This is a genomic window from Mucilaginibacter gynuensis, from assembly GCF_039541195.1.
Lineage (GTDB): Bacteria > Bacteroidota > Bacteroidia > Sphingobacteriales > Sphingobacteriaceae > Mucilaginibacter > Mucilaginibacter gynuensis.
On sequence record NZ_BAABFT010000002.1, the window covers coordinates 664,399 to 682,913 of the forward strand.

Sequence of the window (18,515 nt, forward strand, 5' to 3'; positions counted from 1 at the left end):
TTATACTCCCCCATAAATTGAGAAACCGCCATCAACACAAATCATCGAGCCGGTTACAAATGCCGAAGCATCGCTTAGCAACCATACCAACGCGCCTATCAATTCATCGGGCTGCCCAAAACGTTTGAACGGCGTTTGGCGGATCACCGCCTCCCCTCTTGGCGTATAACCACCTTCGGGTTTAGTAAGCAGGTTCCGGTTTTGTTCGGTAAGGAAAAAGCCGGGTGCAAGGGCATTCATGCGGATAGCATCACCGTAACGATTAGCCAGTTCAACGGCAAACCACTGGTTATAACAATCAACCGCTGCTTTGCCCATGTTGTAGCCTAATACCTTGGTAATAGCCCGTTTGGAGTTCATGGATGAAATATTAACGATGCTCCCCCTGCCTGTTTCGGCAATAGCCTCACCAAAAATTTGCGTAGGGATGATGGTGCCCCAGAGGTTAAGATCGGCAACACGCTTCATACCTTCAATGCTCATATTAAAAATATCATCTTCGGGTTGCAAAACACCGTCGGGCATATTGCCGCCCGCCGCGTTCACAAGGCCATCCAACCGGCCAAACGTTAGCATCAGCTTTTCTTTGGCATCTGTAAGTTCGGCTTCGTTGAGTACATCGGCCACTAAAGCGACGGCCTTACCTCCGTTTTGGTTAATGGCATCGGCACGCTCGTGGGCAACATCCGCATTGCGGCCCAGTATCCCCACGGCACCACCGGCTGCTACAATACCATTCACAAATGAGTTGCCCAGTATGCCTGTGCCGCCCGTAACTACAATTACCTTGCCTTTTAAAGAATAGTTATTTTCCAATGTTGTGATATTAATGTTAGCGCAAATCTGTTATCGCAATGGCATCCATATCGGTATAGTCGAGGTTTTCGCCGGCCATGCCCCATATAAAACTATAGCTGGCCGTACCGCTGCCCGAGTGGATGCTCCACGGTGGCGACACTACCGCTTCGTGGTTATCTATGAGGATATGGCGGGTTTCATTACCCTCGCCCATGTAGTGGAATATCTTTTGTCCGACAGGCAGGCCGAAGTAAAAATAGGCTTCCATCCGCCTGTCGTGCACGTGCGCGGGCATGGTATTCCATACACTGCCGGTGTGCAAAATGGTTAAGCCCATCACCAACTGGCAGCTTTGTATTCCCTCGGCATGAATATATTTATTGATAGTACGATGATTCGCTGTTTCGGGCGCACCTGCTACTACCTTTACCGCTTCTTCGTGCGACATCAACCTGTTGGCATACACGGCATGCGCCGGTGCCGATAGCAGATAAAACACCGCAGGATTTGCAGCATCCCCGCTTGAAAACACAACACTTTTTACGCCTTTACCCAAGTAAAGGCAGTCGAGCTTATTTACCTCATAAATTTGCCCGTCGGCTGTTACCGTGCCATTGCCGCCTACATTGATAATACCTATCTCGCGGCGCTCCAGAAAATAATTGGCCCGGAGGTTTGGGTAATTGCCCAACTCCAGGGATTGATTAACCGGGTTGGCCGCCCCTACGATCATACGGTCGTAATGGGTATAGGTGCAATTGATCTGATCGGGCTGAACGATGCCGTCTATCAAAAACCGCTCCCTGATGGTATCGGTTTGGTAGCTCTTAAAATCGTGAGGATGAACGCTGTGTAGTACTTTCAAGGTAGTATGTTTTTTCAGGTTAACAGATAGATATTCGGTAAAGCAAGTGTACAATTTATAGCGGCTTATTCAAAGCCGGATATTGTTTTTATGCCTTGGTGATCAGTTTCAGTGCCTCCTGTATATAATGCAGTCCCTGATCGGAATAAGTTAAACCTAAAGCGAACTGATGCCCGTGACTATCCATTTTCAGTAAAGATTTACGCAGGATATTGATCACCTTATCGGCATCGTGCTTTTGGTAGAATTCTTCGTATTGGTATTGCAAAAACACCAGGCAAAGGGCGTTCTCCATGGTTTGTACTTCGGCATCTGCCTTAATTTTTTGTTTCAGGATGATTTGCCTCACCCGTGCTATCTGCTCATCACTGTAGCCCAAATTTTGTAATATAGCGGTTGCCGTTTCGGCATGGAAAAGACCAAGATCTTTACGCCATTTAAGGTAGGCTTCGCGGCCATCGGGGTAGGTATTGCGGGGTATTTCCCAGCGGCCAATATGCTGGCTGCGAGAGGCCAGCAGCAACTCTTCACTTGCATCAGGGGCGAGCTGTAAAACCCACTCGTACAATTTAACAGCTAAAAAATATTCCTGCGGATAGGTTTCGCCCTCCCAGGTAAAGGTGTGCGGGTCTTGCTTGTTATAGTTATCAAATTGTTCAAAAGCGGTTTCTGTACGGCTCATCATTAAATAAGGTATTAAAAAATTAAAGATACTTATTCAATATAAATATCTTTAATTTGATTGAGCCGTTAACGCAATTAAACCACGGCCAACTCTTCCAGCGAAAATTTAACGGCCGCCTGTGAGTGTATCAGCGTGGTATCAAAAACAGGAATGCTGCAATCTTCGGGCGATATCAAAATAGGCAATTCGGTGCAACCTAATATCACACCCTGCGCGCCTTCAGACACCATTTTATTAATTATAGTGATAATATGCTGCTTGGTACTATCGCTGAATATTCCATTGCAAAACTCATTTCTAATGGCATCATGCAAATAATCCCTGTCTGCATCGTTTGGTACTATGGTGTCAATGCCAAACTTTTGCAGGATGCGGCTCTTGAAAAAATCGCCTTCCATCGTAAACTTTGTACCCAACAGCGCTATTTTGGTTAAGCCTGCTTTTTGTATCGCTTCACCGGTTACATCGGCAATATGGATCAGCGGGATGCTGATCTTTTGCTCCACTTCATCGGCAATACGGTGTACAGTATTACAGCAGATCAGGATGCATTCCGCGCCTGAAGCTTCCAGTTTCACAGCGATATCTGTAGTAATATCGGCTACGCCCTGCCAGTTTCCAACACGGCCCATTTCAACAATCGGGTCGTAATCAACACTGTGCATTTGTATTTGTGCCGAATGGATGCCACCTAATTGCTGATGAACCATTTTATTGATATGCCTGTAATAAAGTGCTGAGCTCTCCCACGACATGCCACCTATTAATCCGATTATTTTCATTTTATGATGATCGTTATTTGTGATTAGATAATTACTTAATTCAAAAATCAGCAAAAACAAGCACCGAAAACAGATGCAGAATTTATATATTTGACCATAACAGATTTTCACAATGGAGCATAACAGGGTACAGCAGCACGATGAGTTTTTATACAACCAACTGGCCGAAAAGCTGGAAAGGAACATTACCGACGGTGTTTTAAAAACCGGCGACAAACTGTTATCGGTACGTGCGTTGAGTAAAGAGCAGGGTATTAGTTTAAGCACGGCCTTTAAGGCTTACACCCAACTGGAAATTCGCGGATTGATAGAAGCGCGTCCAAAATCGGGCTATTATGTGCGTTTTTATAATCAGCGTCACCGGGCTGTTCCGCAGGCATCCATCTATAAAAAAGAACCCGAAAATGTAAGCGTGGACGAAATGCTGGCCATGACCTACAAAAACATACGTACCGAGGGTGTAATAAAACTAACCAATGCCACACCCGCGCTTGAACTGCTGCCCGAAAGCAAGCTCAACAAAACCATGGCCGAGGCGATAAGGAGAAGTCCGCATAGCTGCATTAATTACGACGACGTGCAGGGGAATATTGAGTTACGCAAGCACATTGCCCGCAACGCCTTTAGCTGGGGTGGCAGCATCAGTGCCGACGATGTAGTAACTACCCAGGGCTGTATGGAAGCCATGGTATTTTGCCTGAAAGCAGTCGCCGAACCGGGCGACACCATCGCTATAGAGAGCCCCACCTACTTTGGTATTTTCAACACCATGAAAAGCCATGGGCTTAAAGTGCTCGAAATACCTACCGACCCCGAAACCGGTATCAGCCTCGAATACCTGGCCGATGCTATTGAGAAAGTGAATATTAAGGCCTGCCTTTTCGTGACCAATTTCACTAATCCACTGGGCTGCACCATGCCCGACGAAAAGAAGAAACAACTGGTTGAGCTACTGGCCGAAAAAGAGATCCCGTTGATTGAAGATGATATTTACGGCGAACTATATTTTGGTAAAACCCGCCCCCGTACCTGCAAAAGTTATGATAAAAAAGGCCTGGTGCTGCTATGCTCTTCAGTATCAAAAACATTGGCGCCGGGTTACCGTGTGGGCTGGTGCATACCGGGCCGGTTTACCGATAAGGTGATCAACAGCAAACTCATCCATACCGTAGCGGCCGCAACGCCAACACAGGCTGCCGTGGCGTTGTTTTTTGAAACAGGCAGGTTTGATCTACACATGCGTAACCTGCGCAAGGCGTTGCATACCCAATGCCTGCGTTATATACAGGCAGTCACCGAGCATTTCCCGGATGACACGAAGGTAAGCCAGCCCAAAGGCGGCTATGTTTTATGGATAGAGCTGCACAAAAACATTAACGCCTTTGAGGTTTTTAAAGCGGCTTTAAAGTACAATATCATATTTTACCCGGGCCATGTATTTAGTACCGATGCACGCTTCACGCATTGCATCCGTATCAGCTTTGGTTCGCCATTTACCAAGGAGATTGATCACTCGTTGAAAATTGTGGGGACGTTGGTGAAAAGTTTGTATAAAGCACAGTTGAATATTGGAAGTTAAAGGGTTGATTGAAAACCCGTATAAGCGACGAAACTGCTTTATTACATTTCCTAAAAGACGCAATCTATACGTTGGTGTGTTTGTGCTATTATTAATGTCAGCCTGCTCTTGGCCGCAGGGCCCATTACTTTTGAGGGCAAAAGTAACAAAACCCTTGTCCAGCAAAAGGCTTCTTTACCGCACAGGGCCTTTGCGCTGCAAAGCGTGCAGAACTTTGGGCTGGAACTTTTGCCCCACCACTCAATCCCTCACATGCAACAAGCTCCTATGCCCGCCTTTACGCTCCTGGCTGCCGCAGTTCTGCCCGCTTTCACCCGAAGCTGTTTGCTGACGAGAGAAGTGACAGACTCCCCTTGTCGTCATTACAGCGATGAAAAACCTAAATAATGAAAAGGCAGCTATTACACTGCCCTTTTTCATTATTGTAAACTCTTTTCGCGGATTGCTTTAAACTCCGAGCCTTCTTTCCAACCGGGGAAGGTGGTTTCGTTGCTTAGCTTTTCGCCTACATCAAACAGTAAGCGCAGATCTTCCACCATGCCTGAGAAATCCCATTTTTCGGGTTCAAAGTTATCTGCCGGGGCATGGTAACGGTTCTCGTTGTAGTCTTCCTGCTGTTTTTTGCCCCATTCTTTGCCATGAGCAATATTATCAATTCCGTTGCCTGTGAATATGGATGGTATACCCACCTTGGCGAAGTTAAAATGATCTGACCGGAAATATGAACCTGCCGATGGGTTAGGGTCTTTCACTACTACCCTGCCCTGCTTTTTAGCGGCTTCTTCGAGGTATGTTTCCAGTTCGGATTGGCCGTAGCCTATAGCCACAATATCTTTTGTTTTGCCCGATGCTTCCATGGCATCAATATTAATATCGGCCACGGTTTTATTTACCGAAACCAGCGGATGCGCCGAATAATACTCAGAGCCCAACAAGCCCTGTTCCTCCGCGGTTAACGCGATGAATAAGATAGAACGCTCGGGCGGAGTTGGTAATTTTTTGAAAGCGTGCGCCAGTACCAGTAACGCAGCAGTACCGGTAGCGTTATCAACCGCGCCGTTGTAAATAGAATCGCCGTTTACGGCTTCGCCTTTGCCTAAATGATCCCAGTGGCCTGAGTAAATGATGTATTCGTCGGCACGTTTGCTGCCCGGTAAAATGGCGGCTACGTTATTTGAGGTGGATCTTTTAATAGTATTGTTTAGGGTGATAGATAATTTCAAGCCCAGATCAATCGGTTTAAAATCCGGCTTACCGGCTTGCTGTAATAAATCGGCCGGTTTACCAGCCAGTTTGAATAGTTTTTTGGCTACATCTGAAGTGATCCACCCTTCTACCGGCACGCGTGAACTATTATTATCGGCGGCAGCCAAATACAGTTTCGATTTCGACCATCCACTGCGAATTACCGTCCACGGATAACTGGCCGGGGCGGTATCATGAATAATGATGATACCCGATGCACCCTGACGGGCGGCTTCTTCAAACTTGTAAGTCCAGCGGCCATAATAGGTCATGGTTTTGCCTTTAAACAAGGTAGTATCAGAAAAACCGGGATCGTTCACCATTACCACTACCGTTTTGCCTTTTACATTCAGTCCGGCATAATCATTCCATTTATATTCGGGCGCTACTATACCATAGCCAGCAAATACAATATCTGAGTTCTCCACCTTCACCTGCGGCTTTACATGGCGCGTAGCGGCTACAAAGTCGTCAAGGTATTTTAATGATAAACTGCCTGATGCCCCTTTTATCTGCATATCACCCGCCGGGGTCGACATAATATCAACCATAGGCACTTTTTGAAAATAGCTATCGCCGTTACCCGGTTTAAGACCCGCCTTTTTAAACTCGGCTTCGAGGTAATTAATGGTTTTGGTTTCGCCGGTGGTGAATGGCTTGCGGCCTTCAAAGTCATCAGAAGCCAGTACGCTGATATATTTAGAAAACGAAGTATCGTCAATAGCCTTCAGGGCTGTTGAATCGGTCATGGTATCGCCTTCTTTTTTGGCAGACGGGTTACATGCAGCCAAACCTATTGCAGCGGCAGCCAGTATTAAAAAATATCTTTTCATGTTATGTATTTCTAATGGTAGTTTAATATGGTATCGATCAAAAATAAAACTTCGGCCATTAAAACTGAAGTTAATATGAATAGCCTTATAATTGTTACACAAGCTTATACTATACTGTTTACCCGCCATGCAAACACTAATAAAATACAGCAATGTAAATTATTGTTTAACTTAGATAATGCCTTATCGTATAAAAGAATTATAAAACCGTATACGTGATCAACAATTTAAGCGCATCTACATGTTAAAAAAACTGTATTTATCGGTTTTATTGCTTGGCTTATGCTGTAGTGTTTCGCTTGCAAAACAGGCTATTATAAAACAGGACAGCTTAATTGACTACATAAAACTAACCGACAGGTATACCCGCGAAAAAAAGCTGGTCAACTACTTAAAAGTGCGCTTTCTTTTCGCGCCCGAAGCCGCGCTGGCAACCAGCAGAAAAAACCTCACCGATACCCTTTACCGCTTTAATATTGAAAATAAAGAAGCGCTTAAATACTTTATTGATTGTATTTACTACAAACGCTTTTTACAACTCAAAGAGGCTGAAAACGCTATACTAAAAGCCATTGAATATGCCCATAAAACCGACGACCATTATCTGCTTTACCTGTTTTACAGCAATATGGGTTTCTTACAAACCGATAAGGGCAATGCCAATAGCGCGGTATACAGCTACGGCCTCGCTAAAAAGGAAGCTATAAAACTGAACGACATCTACCTGCAAAACCTGCTGAATATCAATATATCAGATGTGTATTATAAAAATGGTTTCTACAGCCAGTCGTTATATTACCTGAACAAGGCGCAGGCGGCATATTACAAGTATAAGCTTGATTACCCTAATCTGTTTACCCTCATCAACTATAACAAGGCCGAAAACTTTTTCAGGATAAGGAATTACGATTCGTTGCTGCTTTATAACAAAAAGCTGAACGGTCCCGGTAATTCGAGCTATAAATTGGTTACTTACCAAAAACGTACCGCGTATTATTTATCCCTGCTAAAGCATGATTATAAAACGGCCATAGGGTTGATCAAGACCCTGCTTAAAGATAGTGTATACGTAAAAAGCGACCTCGAACCGCAACACCTCGCCAATGCGTATTACCACAATAAGCAGCCTGATTCGGCCCGACGTATCCTGGAACAAATGCTGAACGAAAAAACGCAGCTGCACCACCCGGAGGTTAAATACCAGCAGTACGAACTACTGGGTAAAATAGCCGGCGAGCATAACGATCACAAACAGGAAGCCGAACAATATAAAAACGCGCTTAACGAACTGAAAGGCTACGTTAACAACCTTACCGAGGTGGGCGATAATTCTTCGCAGCTGAGAATATCCGACATGGAATCAACCTATATTGCCAAGGCGGCCAAATACCGTAAGGAACGGATGATGCTGATATTTGTGATCATATTCATCTTTTTGGCAGTGGTGGTACTGGTGATGTTTTACCTCAACATTAAGCAAAAAAGAAAGTACGAGCAACTGCTGTTCACCAATAAAAAGGAAGAGATAGCATTTATTAATTCGCACGAGGTACGCAACCACCTTTCAAATATTATTGGCCTGTTGGATATTATGCGTGCAAGCGATAACCCCGAAGAGATCAGAAAAACAAAGGAATACCTTGGTTATTCGGCCGAGCAGTTGGATAATGCGATAAAGACGATATCGCATAAGTTGAGCGAAGAACATTGACCTTGATTGGACCTTGATTTATAGAATTTTTCTTGATTGACCTGATTTTGACCTTGATTCAACCCTGATTTATGGGATTAGGTCTGATAATTTTAATTTGGTCTTGATTCCTGGTTTATCTTAGGATGGTGATTGAGCCGGCCAGTCGGGGGCGGCCGTTTCTTTGGTCTATCATGTAATAGTATGTTCCCGAGGGGATTGCAGAGCCGCTCGATGTGCCGTCCCAGGGTTTTGAATAACCTGTTGACTGGTAAACTATGGTGCCATAACGGTTGTACACGTTAACAACACAGTTTGGTGCTTTGCTTAGGCCGGTGATTGTCCAGGTATCGTTATATCCGTCGGCATTTGGGGTGAAGGTATTCGGTATTTTAACTACGCATTCACTTTCGGGTAACACAGCTACAGTAATAGCGTTAGACACCGCGAAAGGATTAACAATACATAATCCGCCGGAATTTATGGTACAGGTAATAACATCACCATCCATTAAACCACTTGTAGTAAATGTAGCACTGTTACTACCGCTTGCATTACCGTTTATTTGCCATTGAAAAATAGGTATTTCCTGTGTGTTTTGCGCGGTAGCCCTGAATGTTACAGGTGTAGCCCCGCAAACCGGTCCTGTAATATTACTGCTTATAGTTACTGAGGTGGTTGTAAGCGGCTCAATAATGACAGTTATAGCATTTGATGGGTCGGAGGATAAAGGCACACATGTGCTATTATTAGTAACTACAGCGGTAACTTTATCCCCATTTTTTAAGGTATTAATGGTAAACGAGCCCCTTGTTTCGTTTGCCGCTACGTCATTAACATACCATTGATAGGTAGGATTATTACCCGCGCCAACAGGTACGGCAGTGTAGGTTACATCTCGCCCGTCGCATTGTAAATTTGCATTTGTGCCTATGGTTAGTGTCGGTTTATCAATACTGTTAACCGTTAGGGTTTGCTGTATTGGCGGCGGGTTACCATCGTTAGCTGTAATAATGGTAGTGCCCGGCCCGGTAATGTGTATTTTGCCCGCCACAATAGTAGCAACCAAAGGATTACTACTGGTATAAAATATTTGGTTTACGCTACTTGCGCCAGGTGCAAAATCAACATCGCAAATATTTTTCACCTGCAATGGCGGAAACGTTAGCGTCATGTTTGATTCTACACTTATAGTAAGTGTTGCCGCAGGGCCGTTACCCGCCGCGTTGATAGGAGTTATCTTGTATTCGGTTACCGGTGACGGCGTTGTTGGCTTGCCGCTTATTACCCCGGTTGTTGTGTTAAAGGTAAGCCCGGCCGGTAAAGTTTTATCTATAGCATAGGATGTGGCCGTACCACTGTTTTTAATAGGGGCCAAAGGTGAAATAGCTTCATCAACTATATAAACCTGTGGTGTTTGATAACTTATTTGAGGCAGATCTGCCGATGGTAAGACTACTTCAATGTTTACAACTGTACTTCCTGTACCATACGCATTGGTAGCCGTAACAAAGTAATCTGTTGGTGGCCATAATTGGGTTGGTGTGCCAGTAATATTACCGGTGGCAGTATCAAATATCAAACCGGGAGGTAACTCTTTATTAATTTTATAACTACCGAATGATATGTACCTGATGAGACGGTTATTGGTATCGCCAATGTACAGGTTGCCATACTTATCAATCAGTATGCCATTTGGCGAGTAAAAGGTAGCCTGAAGATTATTGCCATTCCTGGAGCCCTGCAGTCCCGTTCCGGCAACGGTACTTACAAAGCCATCGTACTCCACTCTTCTGATGAGGTTGTTTTTTTGGTCGGCTACGTACACACTATTGCTTGCATCAACTACAATACCAGACGGATAATTAAAACTGGCATTATTAGCCACCCCATTTTCTTTACCTGCCGCACCGCTTCCGGCAAGCCTTACCACATCACCGGCGGTGTTTATTTTGCGGATAAGATTATTGTCAGAATCGGCCACATACAAATAGCCATCGCGGTCAAACGCCAGTGCCGACGGACTAAAAAAGCGTGCGCCGGTACCATTACCGTCTGTATTACCCTGAGCCCCACCTGCAAATGTTGTCACTTTACGCGTAGCCACATCTATTTTACGAATGCGGTTATTATAAGTATCGGCAATAAACAAGTTACCAAACCTATCAATGGCGATGCCATAAGGTCTGAAAAATTGGGCTGTAGTGCCGTCGCCATCAGCAAAACCTGCTATACCTGTACCGGCAAACGAACTCACTGTACCATCGGGTTCAATTTTGCGAATCATATTATTGAAGGTATCCGCAACGTATAAATTACCTAAGTCATCGGCTACTACATTACAGGGCACGTTAAAGCTGGCTATGTTAGGTGATCCGTTATCTTTTCCGATCTCGCCGCTGCCTGCATATGTTTTTACCTGTCCCGCCGGGGTTATCTGCCTTATTTTATTATTCTGTTCATCGGCGATATACAAATTGCCCGCCTTATCTATTGTAATCCCCCCGGGGGCATCAAATGTTGCCGATTGCCGGTCGCCGTTATCGGCTCCTTTAGTACCTGTACCTGCGTAAGTAGTGGTACCGGCTGCTATACCCGGTATAGTTCCGCCACGACTTATATCGGGCGAAAGTGTTGGTATGGCATTGTTAATTACATATTTTTTAGGAGTTTCGTAACTGATATTCGGCGCATTTAGGTTTTGATTTGATGATCGTTTTATTTCTATAGATACACTGACGTAGCTTACACCCGTTGCGCTATACCCGGCTATAATGTAAGGTTTTTGCCCTATTACAGCGATTGGCGTACCGCTTATTACCCCCGTAACCGGATTAACGTTTAACCCGGGCGGTAATCCCGGAAAAAAGTCGCGAAAAGAACCGAAGGACACCAGCCTGATCTTGTTATTTCGTGTGTCTGAAACGTACAAATTGGTATACAGATCAAGCATAAGGCCACCCGGCGCGTTAAATGAGGCCGACAAATTTTCTCCGTTATCACTGCCTCTTATAGTAGTACCTGCAACTGTGGTTACGTTAGCAAGTGTAAGTTCTCTTATCGCATTATTTCCCTGATCGGCCACATAGATATGCCCATGCCTATCCTGCACAACCGCAGACGGATGATCAAAAGTAGCATTCGCTATTGGCCCGTTAGCATACCCCGCCCGTCCTGTACCGCCAACAGTACTCACCACACCTGATGGATCAACCAACCGGATAAGGTTATTATCTGTGTCGGCAACATATATTACTTGTCCCACGCCTATATAAATACCGGTTGGCCGGTTAAAACGGGCGGCCTGGCCTCTACCATCATCCCTGCCCTTTGCCGGGTCGCCTACTAGCGTGGTTACCTGCATATCCGGGGCTATTTTGCGGATGCAGTTATTATCTGAATCGCTTACATATAAATTCCCGCTTGCATCAAGCGCCATACCAAACGGGTGATTAAATTTCGCTGCCGTACCGTAATCGTTCTTATATCCCACTGTACCGTCGCCTGCTATGGTGGTTACATCACCATCTGGTGTTATTTTTCTGATCAGGTTATTCTCACTATCGGCCACGTACAAATTATTCTGTGCATCGATAGCTATTCCCCTTGGCTTATTAAAGCTCGCGGCTGTGCCTTTGCCGTCATTTTTACCTGCTGAACCGCTGCCTGCAAAAGTGGTAACATCACCCGAAGGTGTTATGCGTCTGATGAGGTTGTTATCTGCATCGGCCACAAATAAATTACCTGCCATATCTGTGGCACCACCGTCCGGAGCATTAAATGTGGCTGTGTTCTTATCACCATTAGTAGCTCCGCTGTTGCCGGTACCGGCGAGGGTAGTTGTCCCTTTAGGTATACCCGGTATTGTGCCATCTAAAACAGGAACAATGGGTGTAATAGGCGTGTTAACCTCAAAAGTATACGAGCCCGGATATTTAATATCAGGAACCTGCGCGAATACATTACCGCAGCAAAATACAGCTGCCATTATAAACAAAAAGACAATATTAAAACGGTGGTGGTTTACAGGCACGGTTATTTAATTGGTTTAGCACAAGTGCTTATCAACAAATTTAAAAAAACTTAGCACATGTTAAAGCTTTTATAGCATAAGGAAAATGCAGGGCTAAAATGAACGTAATGAATAAATAACAAAAGGTCGCGGATAATTATTTTTACTACAATAACATCCTATCTAACCATTATGTATTATGAAAAACCCGAACTGAAATGCCATAAATGCGGCTTTCCGTTTCATTTTCCGAAACCACCTGATTTTATCTGTCACTTGTTTTTCTTTTTACCTATCAAGGTTTTCTTTTGTGCCAAATGTTTAAAAACAAGGCACCTTCTTATCAGTACTAAAGAATATCGAAAATATAAACGGGTAGTGTAAAGCTGAACCATTAATGGTTTAGCAAACAGAATAAGGCTGGGCTTAACAACCCGGCCTTTTCTGTTATTTATGTTTTCCCATTTTCATCCTATCCTTCTTAATAGTACAACCGTATTACTACAATGGGGAAGCATAATCTTAAATATCAGCAAATCAAAATGTTTTGTTTATCACAATTATGTATTTACATAACTACATTTTATTTAAAAAATTAAAAAATCATGTAAATACGCCTCATACCTGTCTTCACCAATAGAATGGCAACATTCAACTAAATGACAAATATTTAAAATGTTATAACATATAATTATATGTAGATGTTTATTTCATATATCTACATAAATATTACTTATACTATATAACGTTATAAAAATCATTTAATCAGCTAAATCAATTTATTATTATCAAATAATCAGTTAGTTAAATTATTATTTACAAACATTTGTTTATTCAAATTTTAGAATGTATCTATGTACATACATTAATTTAACTCTATCGTTTAACACTTACTCTAAACCATTATGAACCAAAGAATTTATCCCTGCCACAGGGTAAAATTTCTGTGCTGCCTGTTCGCGTTACTGCTGTTCGGGATAGCCGCGCGGGCACAAACCCCATTTACCCTAAGCGGTAAAATTACCGACACCAAAGGTCAGCCCATGCCGGGGGTGAGCGTATCCATTAAAAATACCCCCACGGGTGTAGTGAGCGATACATCCGGCCGGTATTCCCTCCGGATATCTGACCCGGCAACTACCCTGGTATTTTCCTTTATAGGGTACGTTAAGCAGGAAATTGAAGTTAAGGGCCGTCGTACAATCGATGTAAAACTGATAGACGATGAAAACTCCCTTAACGAGGTAGTGATAGTAGCCTACGGCCAGCAAAAGAAGGAAAGTATGGTAAGCGCCATTACTACCATAAGCCCTAAAGAGCTTAAAGGCCCTACCAGTAACTTAACCACCATGCTTGCCGGGCGTATTTCGGGTATTATATCCTACCAGCGCAGCGGCGAACCGGGTGCAGATAACGCGCAGTTCTTTATCAGGGGTATCACCACGTTTGGTTCGGGTAAAATAGACCCACTGATACTGATAGACGGTATGGAATCGAGCAATACGGCACTTGCCCGTTTGCAACCCGATGATATTTCGGGCTTCTCGGTACTGAAAGATGCCGCGGCATCGTCGCTGTACGGTGCAAGGGGCGCGAACGGCGTTATCCTCGTGACTACCAAATCGGGCAAAAGCGGCGAAACAAGGTTTAACGCGCGCTTTGAAAACTCGGTATCAACCAATACCCAAAACTTTAAACTGGCCGATAACATTACCTATATGCAACTGGCTAACGAGGCTGCCTTAACCCGCAACCCTTTGGCGCCGCTACCTTACAGCCAAAATAAAATAGATCATACCATAGCCGGCGATAACCCGCTGCTGTACCCAAGTAACAATTGGATAGGCTCGCTGATTAAAGATTATACCTCAAACCAGCGCCTTAACCTTAACTTACAGGGCGGCGGTAAAGCGGCGCAATACTATCTGTCGGGTACGGTTAACCAGGACAATGGTGTACTTAAAGCAGACCAGGGCAACAATTTCAGCAACAACGTTAACCTGAAAAGTTACCAGGTACGCTCAAACGTGAACGTTAAATTCACCCCAACATCCGAAGCTATTATTAGAACTTCGGGCAGTTTTGATGATTATACCGGCCCTATCGGTGGTGGTGGCGCTATTTTTAACAGCGCGCTTACCTCAAATCCGGTACTTTTCCCAGCTACTTTCCCTGCATCTAAACTTCCTTTGGTAAAACACCCGCTGTTTGGTAACGCCCCGCGCGGACAAAATGGTGAGGTGTTCAGCAACCCTTACGCGCAAATGGTATCGGGTTTTCAGCAATATAATACATCAACGTTAAACGTACAGCTGGAGCTGAAGCAGGATTTCAGCTTTGTTACCCCCGGTCTTTCGGCTCGTGGTATGGTGTATACGCAACGTTACTCTTACTTTAACCTGTCGCGCCAGTACAACCCGTTCTTTTACTCGGCAAGCCCATCGCAGGATGACCCTAATGGTTATAACTTAAACCTGCTGAATGAAAAAACAGCTACCGAATACCTCAATTACAGCCAGGGCGATAAAATTGTAAACACCACTACCTATGCCGAGCTTGCCGTTAACTATAACCGCACCTTTAACGAAAAACACAACATCAGCGGTTTGCTTATCGGTATCCGCAGAAACTACCTGAATGGTAATGCCGGCGATTTGCAATCATCGCTGCCATTCCGTAACCAGGGGGTGTCGGGCAGGTTTACTTACGGATATGATAACCGTTACCTTTTTGAAACCAACTTTGGATATAACGGATCGGAACGTTTTGCCAAAAGCAGCCGTTACGGTTTTTTCCCATCAATAGGTGTAGCCTGGAATGTTAATTATGAGAAATTCTTTAAACCGTTTGAAAATGTAGTTACCAAACTGAAATTCAGGGGTACTTATGGACTGGTGGGTAACGACCAGATAGGTAACGCCAACGACAGGTTCTTTTACCTATCCAACGTAAACCTTAACGATGGTAACTACGGCGCTTCTTTCGGTGAAAACTATGGTTTTAACCGCCCGGGAGTTTCAATATCCCGTTATGCTAACGAGGGTATTACCTGGGAAAAAGCTACCAAAACCAACATCGGTATGGATTTGGGGTTGTTCAACAACTTTAACCTGATAGTAGATATATACAAAGAGCGCCGTAACAGCATTTTAATGCAACGGAGCTATATACCAACCACTTTGGGCCTTACCGCCCCTGTAAGCGCCAATGTAGGCGTGGCACAGGGCAAGGGCATCGACCTGAGTGCTGATTATAACAAAAACTTCAGCAGCAAATTTTCGGTACAGGCAAGGGGTACATTTACCTACGCCACCAGTAAGCTACTGGTTAACGAAGAGCCTGAATATCCTTCAAATATGTTCTACCTGTCGCGGGTTGGGCAATCGCTTACACAGGCTTACGGTTTAATAGCCGAAAGGTTGTTTGTGGATGATGAAGATGTGAAGAACTCTCCGCGCCAAAACTTTGGCGAAGTAAGGGGCGGCGATATCAAGTACCGCGATTTGAATGGCGACGGACAGATCACTGACCTGGATAATATTAACGGCTTAGGCTACCCTACCACTCCCGAAATTATTTACGGTTTCGGTCTATCTGCTATTTATGATGGATTTGAGTTCAATACATTTTTCCAGGGTTCGGCACGGTCGTCTTTTTTCATCGACCCGGCTTCCATTTCACCTTTTGTGGTTAATGGCGCCAACCAGAATGGCCTGCTTGATGTGATAGCGAAAGACCATTGGTCGGAAGATAACCGCAACTCCTACGCCTTTTGGCCGCGCTTAGGGCCAACTCAAAGTAACAATAACAACCAACGCTCAAACTGGTGGATGCGCAATGGCGGCTTTCTGCGATTAAAAACCGCGGAGGTAGCTTACAACTTCCGAAGCAGCTTTATCAAAAAGTTCCACGTACAGGGCTTGCGCTTATATGTAAACGGCACCAACCTGTTCCTGCTGAGCAACTTTAAACTTTGGGATCCTGAGCAGGGCGGTAACGGACTTGGCTACCCGGTGCAAAAGGTATTTAATATAGGGTTAAATGTTCAGTTATAAGCCCATTAAAAAGAATCAATTATGAAATTTACACATACTCAAAACAAATTTTCAAGGCTAAGCAGTCTGAAATTTATTGGATTAGGGTTACTGCTGATCACTATAGCGGGGATATCATCGTGCAAAAAAAGCTACCTTGATATTATACCCGACAACGTGGCCACGCTCGACAATGCCTTTGCCAACCGCAACGAGGCCGAAAAGTACCTGTTCACCTGTTATTCGTATTTGCCGCAGGAAGGGCATCCCGATAAAAATCCCGGTTTTAACGGCGGCGATGAGCTGTGGATCTACTGGCCTTTCCAAACCGATTACTTTTTCCTGGATCCCTACAATATTGCCCGTGGCTTGCAAAACAAGGCCAACCCGTACCTCAACTATTGGGATAGCTTTGATGGCCGTTCGTTATGGCAGGGCATCAGAACCTGTAATATATTTTTAGAGAATGTAGAAAAGGTGCCTGATCTGCAACCCTACGAAAAAGCACGCTGGATAGCGGAAGCTAAATTTTTGAAAGCTTATTTTCACTGGTATTTGTTCAGGATGTACGGGCCTATTCCTATCCAGGATAAAAACCTCGACATTACCGCGTCGCCGGAACAGGTAAAGGTTTCAAGACAACCGGTTGATTCGGTAGTGAACTATATTACCCGCCTTATTGATGATGCCGCTGCCGGCGATGACAATACCGGCCTACCCAGCAGAATTACCAGCGCCGCTACCGAACTTGGCCGCATTACTAAAGTAGCCGCGTTATCTATCAAAGCACGCGTATTGGTTACAGCTGCAAGCCCGCTGTTTAACGGCAATACCGAACTGGGTGGCATGAAGAATAAGAACGGCCAGGCATTATTCAATACCCAATATGATGCCGCCAAATGGACGCGCGCTGTAGATGCCTGTAAAGCCGCTATTGATTTGGCCGAGGCAAACGGCGTTATCCTTTACCATTTTAATCCGGGTGTAATTAATGTAGATGACGCTACCAAAACTCAAATGAACATACGCAATGCTGTTTGCGAAAAATGGAACAGCGAACTGATATGGGGATCAACCGCGAGCGCTAACCCTACCTTTTGGCTGCAATTGTTTGCCTGCCCGCAGCTTGATCAAAACAATATCAACCTCGATTTAAAAGGACAAATGGCACCTACCCTTAAAATGGCCGAGTTGTTTTATACCAAAAACGGCGTACCTATTGAAGAGGACAAAACCTGGGATTACGCCAACAGGTTCAAACTACGCCCCACTCCTTCCGGCGATCCTAACCTGCAAGCCGATTATCAAACCGTTGGCCTGCATGTTGACCGTGAGCCGCGCTTTTACGCCGATATCGCTTTTGATGGTGCCAAATTTTTTATGAAGAACGGCAACTTCAACATTCAAAGTAAGGCCGAGCAGTATTCGGGTAAAAAGCAAAGTCGCTTATACTCCATAACCGGTTACTATACCAAAAAACTCGTGAACTGGAACTTAGTAGCCACATCAACCAACGTAACGGTTGAATCGTACCCGTGGCCTATTATACGCCTTACCGATCTTTACCTGCTTTATGCCGAGGCATTAAACGAAAGCGGCAGAAGCGCCGAGGCTTTACCCTACCTGAACCAGATCCGCGATCGTGCCGGTTTAAAATCGATAGAAAGCTCATGGTCTACCTATTCAAAAAATCCGGGCAAGTATACTTCGGTTAGTGGCTTGCGGGAAATTATACAACAGGAACGCGGTATAGAACTGGCCTTTGAGGCAAGCCGTTTCTATGACCTTCGCCGCTGGAAAACAGCACCGCAGGTAATGAGTACGCCTATTTACGGCTGGGATATTAACCAAACCAGTTTTGAAGATTTCAACAAGCGGGTGTTGCTGTTCAGTCCGAAGTTTACCGGTCCGAGAGATTACTTCTGGCCTATTAAAGAGTACGATTTGCAGATCAACCCTAACCTGGTACAAAACCCAGGCTGGTAAGTACGC

The 18,515-nt window shown here is 44.6% G+C and carries 11 protein-coding genes; 4 read left to right on the forward strand and 7 right to left on the reverse strand.

The window, feature by feature from the left end; translation table 11 throughout:
- The 4 genes from ABD894_RS06070 to ABD894_RS06085 all read right to left on the reverse strand — a co-directional run bounded on the left by ABD894_RS06070 (position 1) and on the right by ABD894_RS06085 (position 3,130).
- Positions 1-816: an SDR family oxidoreductase gene (locus ABD894_RS06070; protein WP_345210098.1), complete on the reverse strand. Its 816-nt coding sequence runs from the start codon at positions 814-816 to the stop codon at positions 1-3.
- A gap of 16 nt (positions 817-832) precedes the next feature.
- A complete protein-coding gene (gene kduI / locus ABD894_RS06075; protein ID WP_345210099.1) occupies positions 833-1,663 on the reverse strand; it encodes a 5-dehydro-4-deoxy-D-glucuronate isomerase in 831 nt (276 codons plus the stop codon).
- Positions 1,664-1,751: 88 nt separating this feature from the next.
- Positions 1,752-2,348, reverse strand: coding sequence for a DUF4202 domain-containing protein (locus ABD894_RS06080; RefSeq protein ID WP_345210100.1), 597 nt, complete (start codon positions 2,346-2,348; stop codon positions 1,752-1,754).
- Positions 2,349-2,422: 74 nt separating this feature from the next.
- Positions 2,423-3,130, reverse strand: a complete 708-nt coding sequence (locus ABD894_RS06085) for an aspartate/glutamate racemase family protein (RefSeq protein WP_345210101.1) — start codon at positions 3,128-3,130, stop codon at positions 2,423-2,425.
- Positions 3,131-3,242: 112 nt separating this feature from the next.
- Here ABD894_RS06085 and ABD894_RS06090 point away from each other — a divergent pair, with 112 nt between their 5' ends.
- Positions 3,243-4,709 (forward strand): aminotransferase-like domain-containing protein, encoded by a 1,467-nt coding sequence (locus tag ABD894_RS06090; protein ID WP_345210102.1) that lies wholly within the window; start codon positions 3,243-3,245, stop codon positions 4,707-4,709.
- 240 nt (positions 4,710-4,949) lie between these two features.
- On the opposite strand, the gene ABD894_RS06095 is transcribed toward ABD894_RS06090, so the two are convergent.
- Both ABD894_RS06095 and ABD894_RS06100 read right to left on the reverse strand, forming a co-directional pair.
- Entirely contained in the window at positions 4,950-5,129 is a 180-nt protein-coding gene (locus tag ABD894_RS06095) for a hypothetical protein (RefSeq protein WP_345210103.1), read from the reverse strand.
- Positions 5,129-6,787: a M28 family metallopeptidase gene (locus ABD894_RS06100; RefSeq protein WP_345210104.1), complete on the reverse strand. Its 1,659-nt coding sequence runs from the start codon at positions 6,785-6,787 to the stop codon at positions 5,129-5,131. Before ABD894_RS06100 ends, ABD894_RS06095 begins: the two co-directional genes overlap by 1 nt.
- Before the next feature lie 241 nt (positions 6,788-7,028).
- On the opposite strand from ABD894_RS06100, the gene ABD894_RS06105 reads away from it, so the two are divergent.
- Complete coding sequence (locus ABD894_RS06105) at positions 7,029-8,498, forward strand: hypothetical protein (RefSeq protein WP_345210105.1); 1,470 nt, start codon at positions 7,029-7,031, stop codon at positions 8,496-8,498.
- A 115-nt stretch (positions 8,499-8,613) separates the two neighbouring features.
- On the opposite strand, the gene ABD894_RS06110 is transcribed toward ABD894_RS06105, so the two are convergent.
- Positions 8,614-12,465: a T9SS type B sorting domain-containing protein gene (locus tag ABD894_RS06110; protein WP_345210106.1), complete on the reverse strand. Its 3,852-nt coding sequence runs from the start codon at positions 12,463-12,465 to the stop codon at positions 8,614-8,616.
- 929 nt (positions 12,466-13,394) lie between these two features.
- Here ABD894_RS06110 and ABD894_RS06115 point away from each other — a divergent pair.
- Both ABD894_RS06115 and ABD894_RS06120 read left to right on the forward strand, forming a co-directional pair.
- Positions 13,395-16,544, forward strand: coding sequence for a SusC/RagA family TonB-linked outer membrane protein (locus tag ABD894_RS06115; RefSeq protein WP_345210107.1), 3,150 nt, complete (start codon positions 13,395-13,397; stop codon positions 16,542-16,544).
- 21 nt (positions 16,545-16,565) lie between these two features.
- Positions 16,566-18,509, forward strand: coding sequence for a RagB/SusD family nutrient uptake outer membrane protein (locus ABD894_RS06120; protein WP_345210108.1), 1,944 nt, complete (start codon positions 16,566-16,568; stop codon positions 18,507-18,509).
- Positions 18,510-18,515 lie beyond the last annotated feature (6 nt).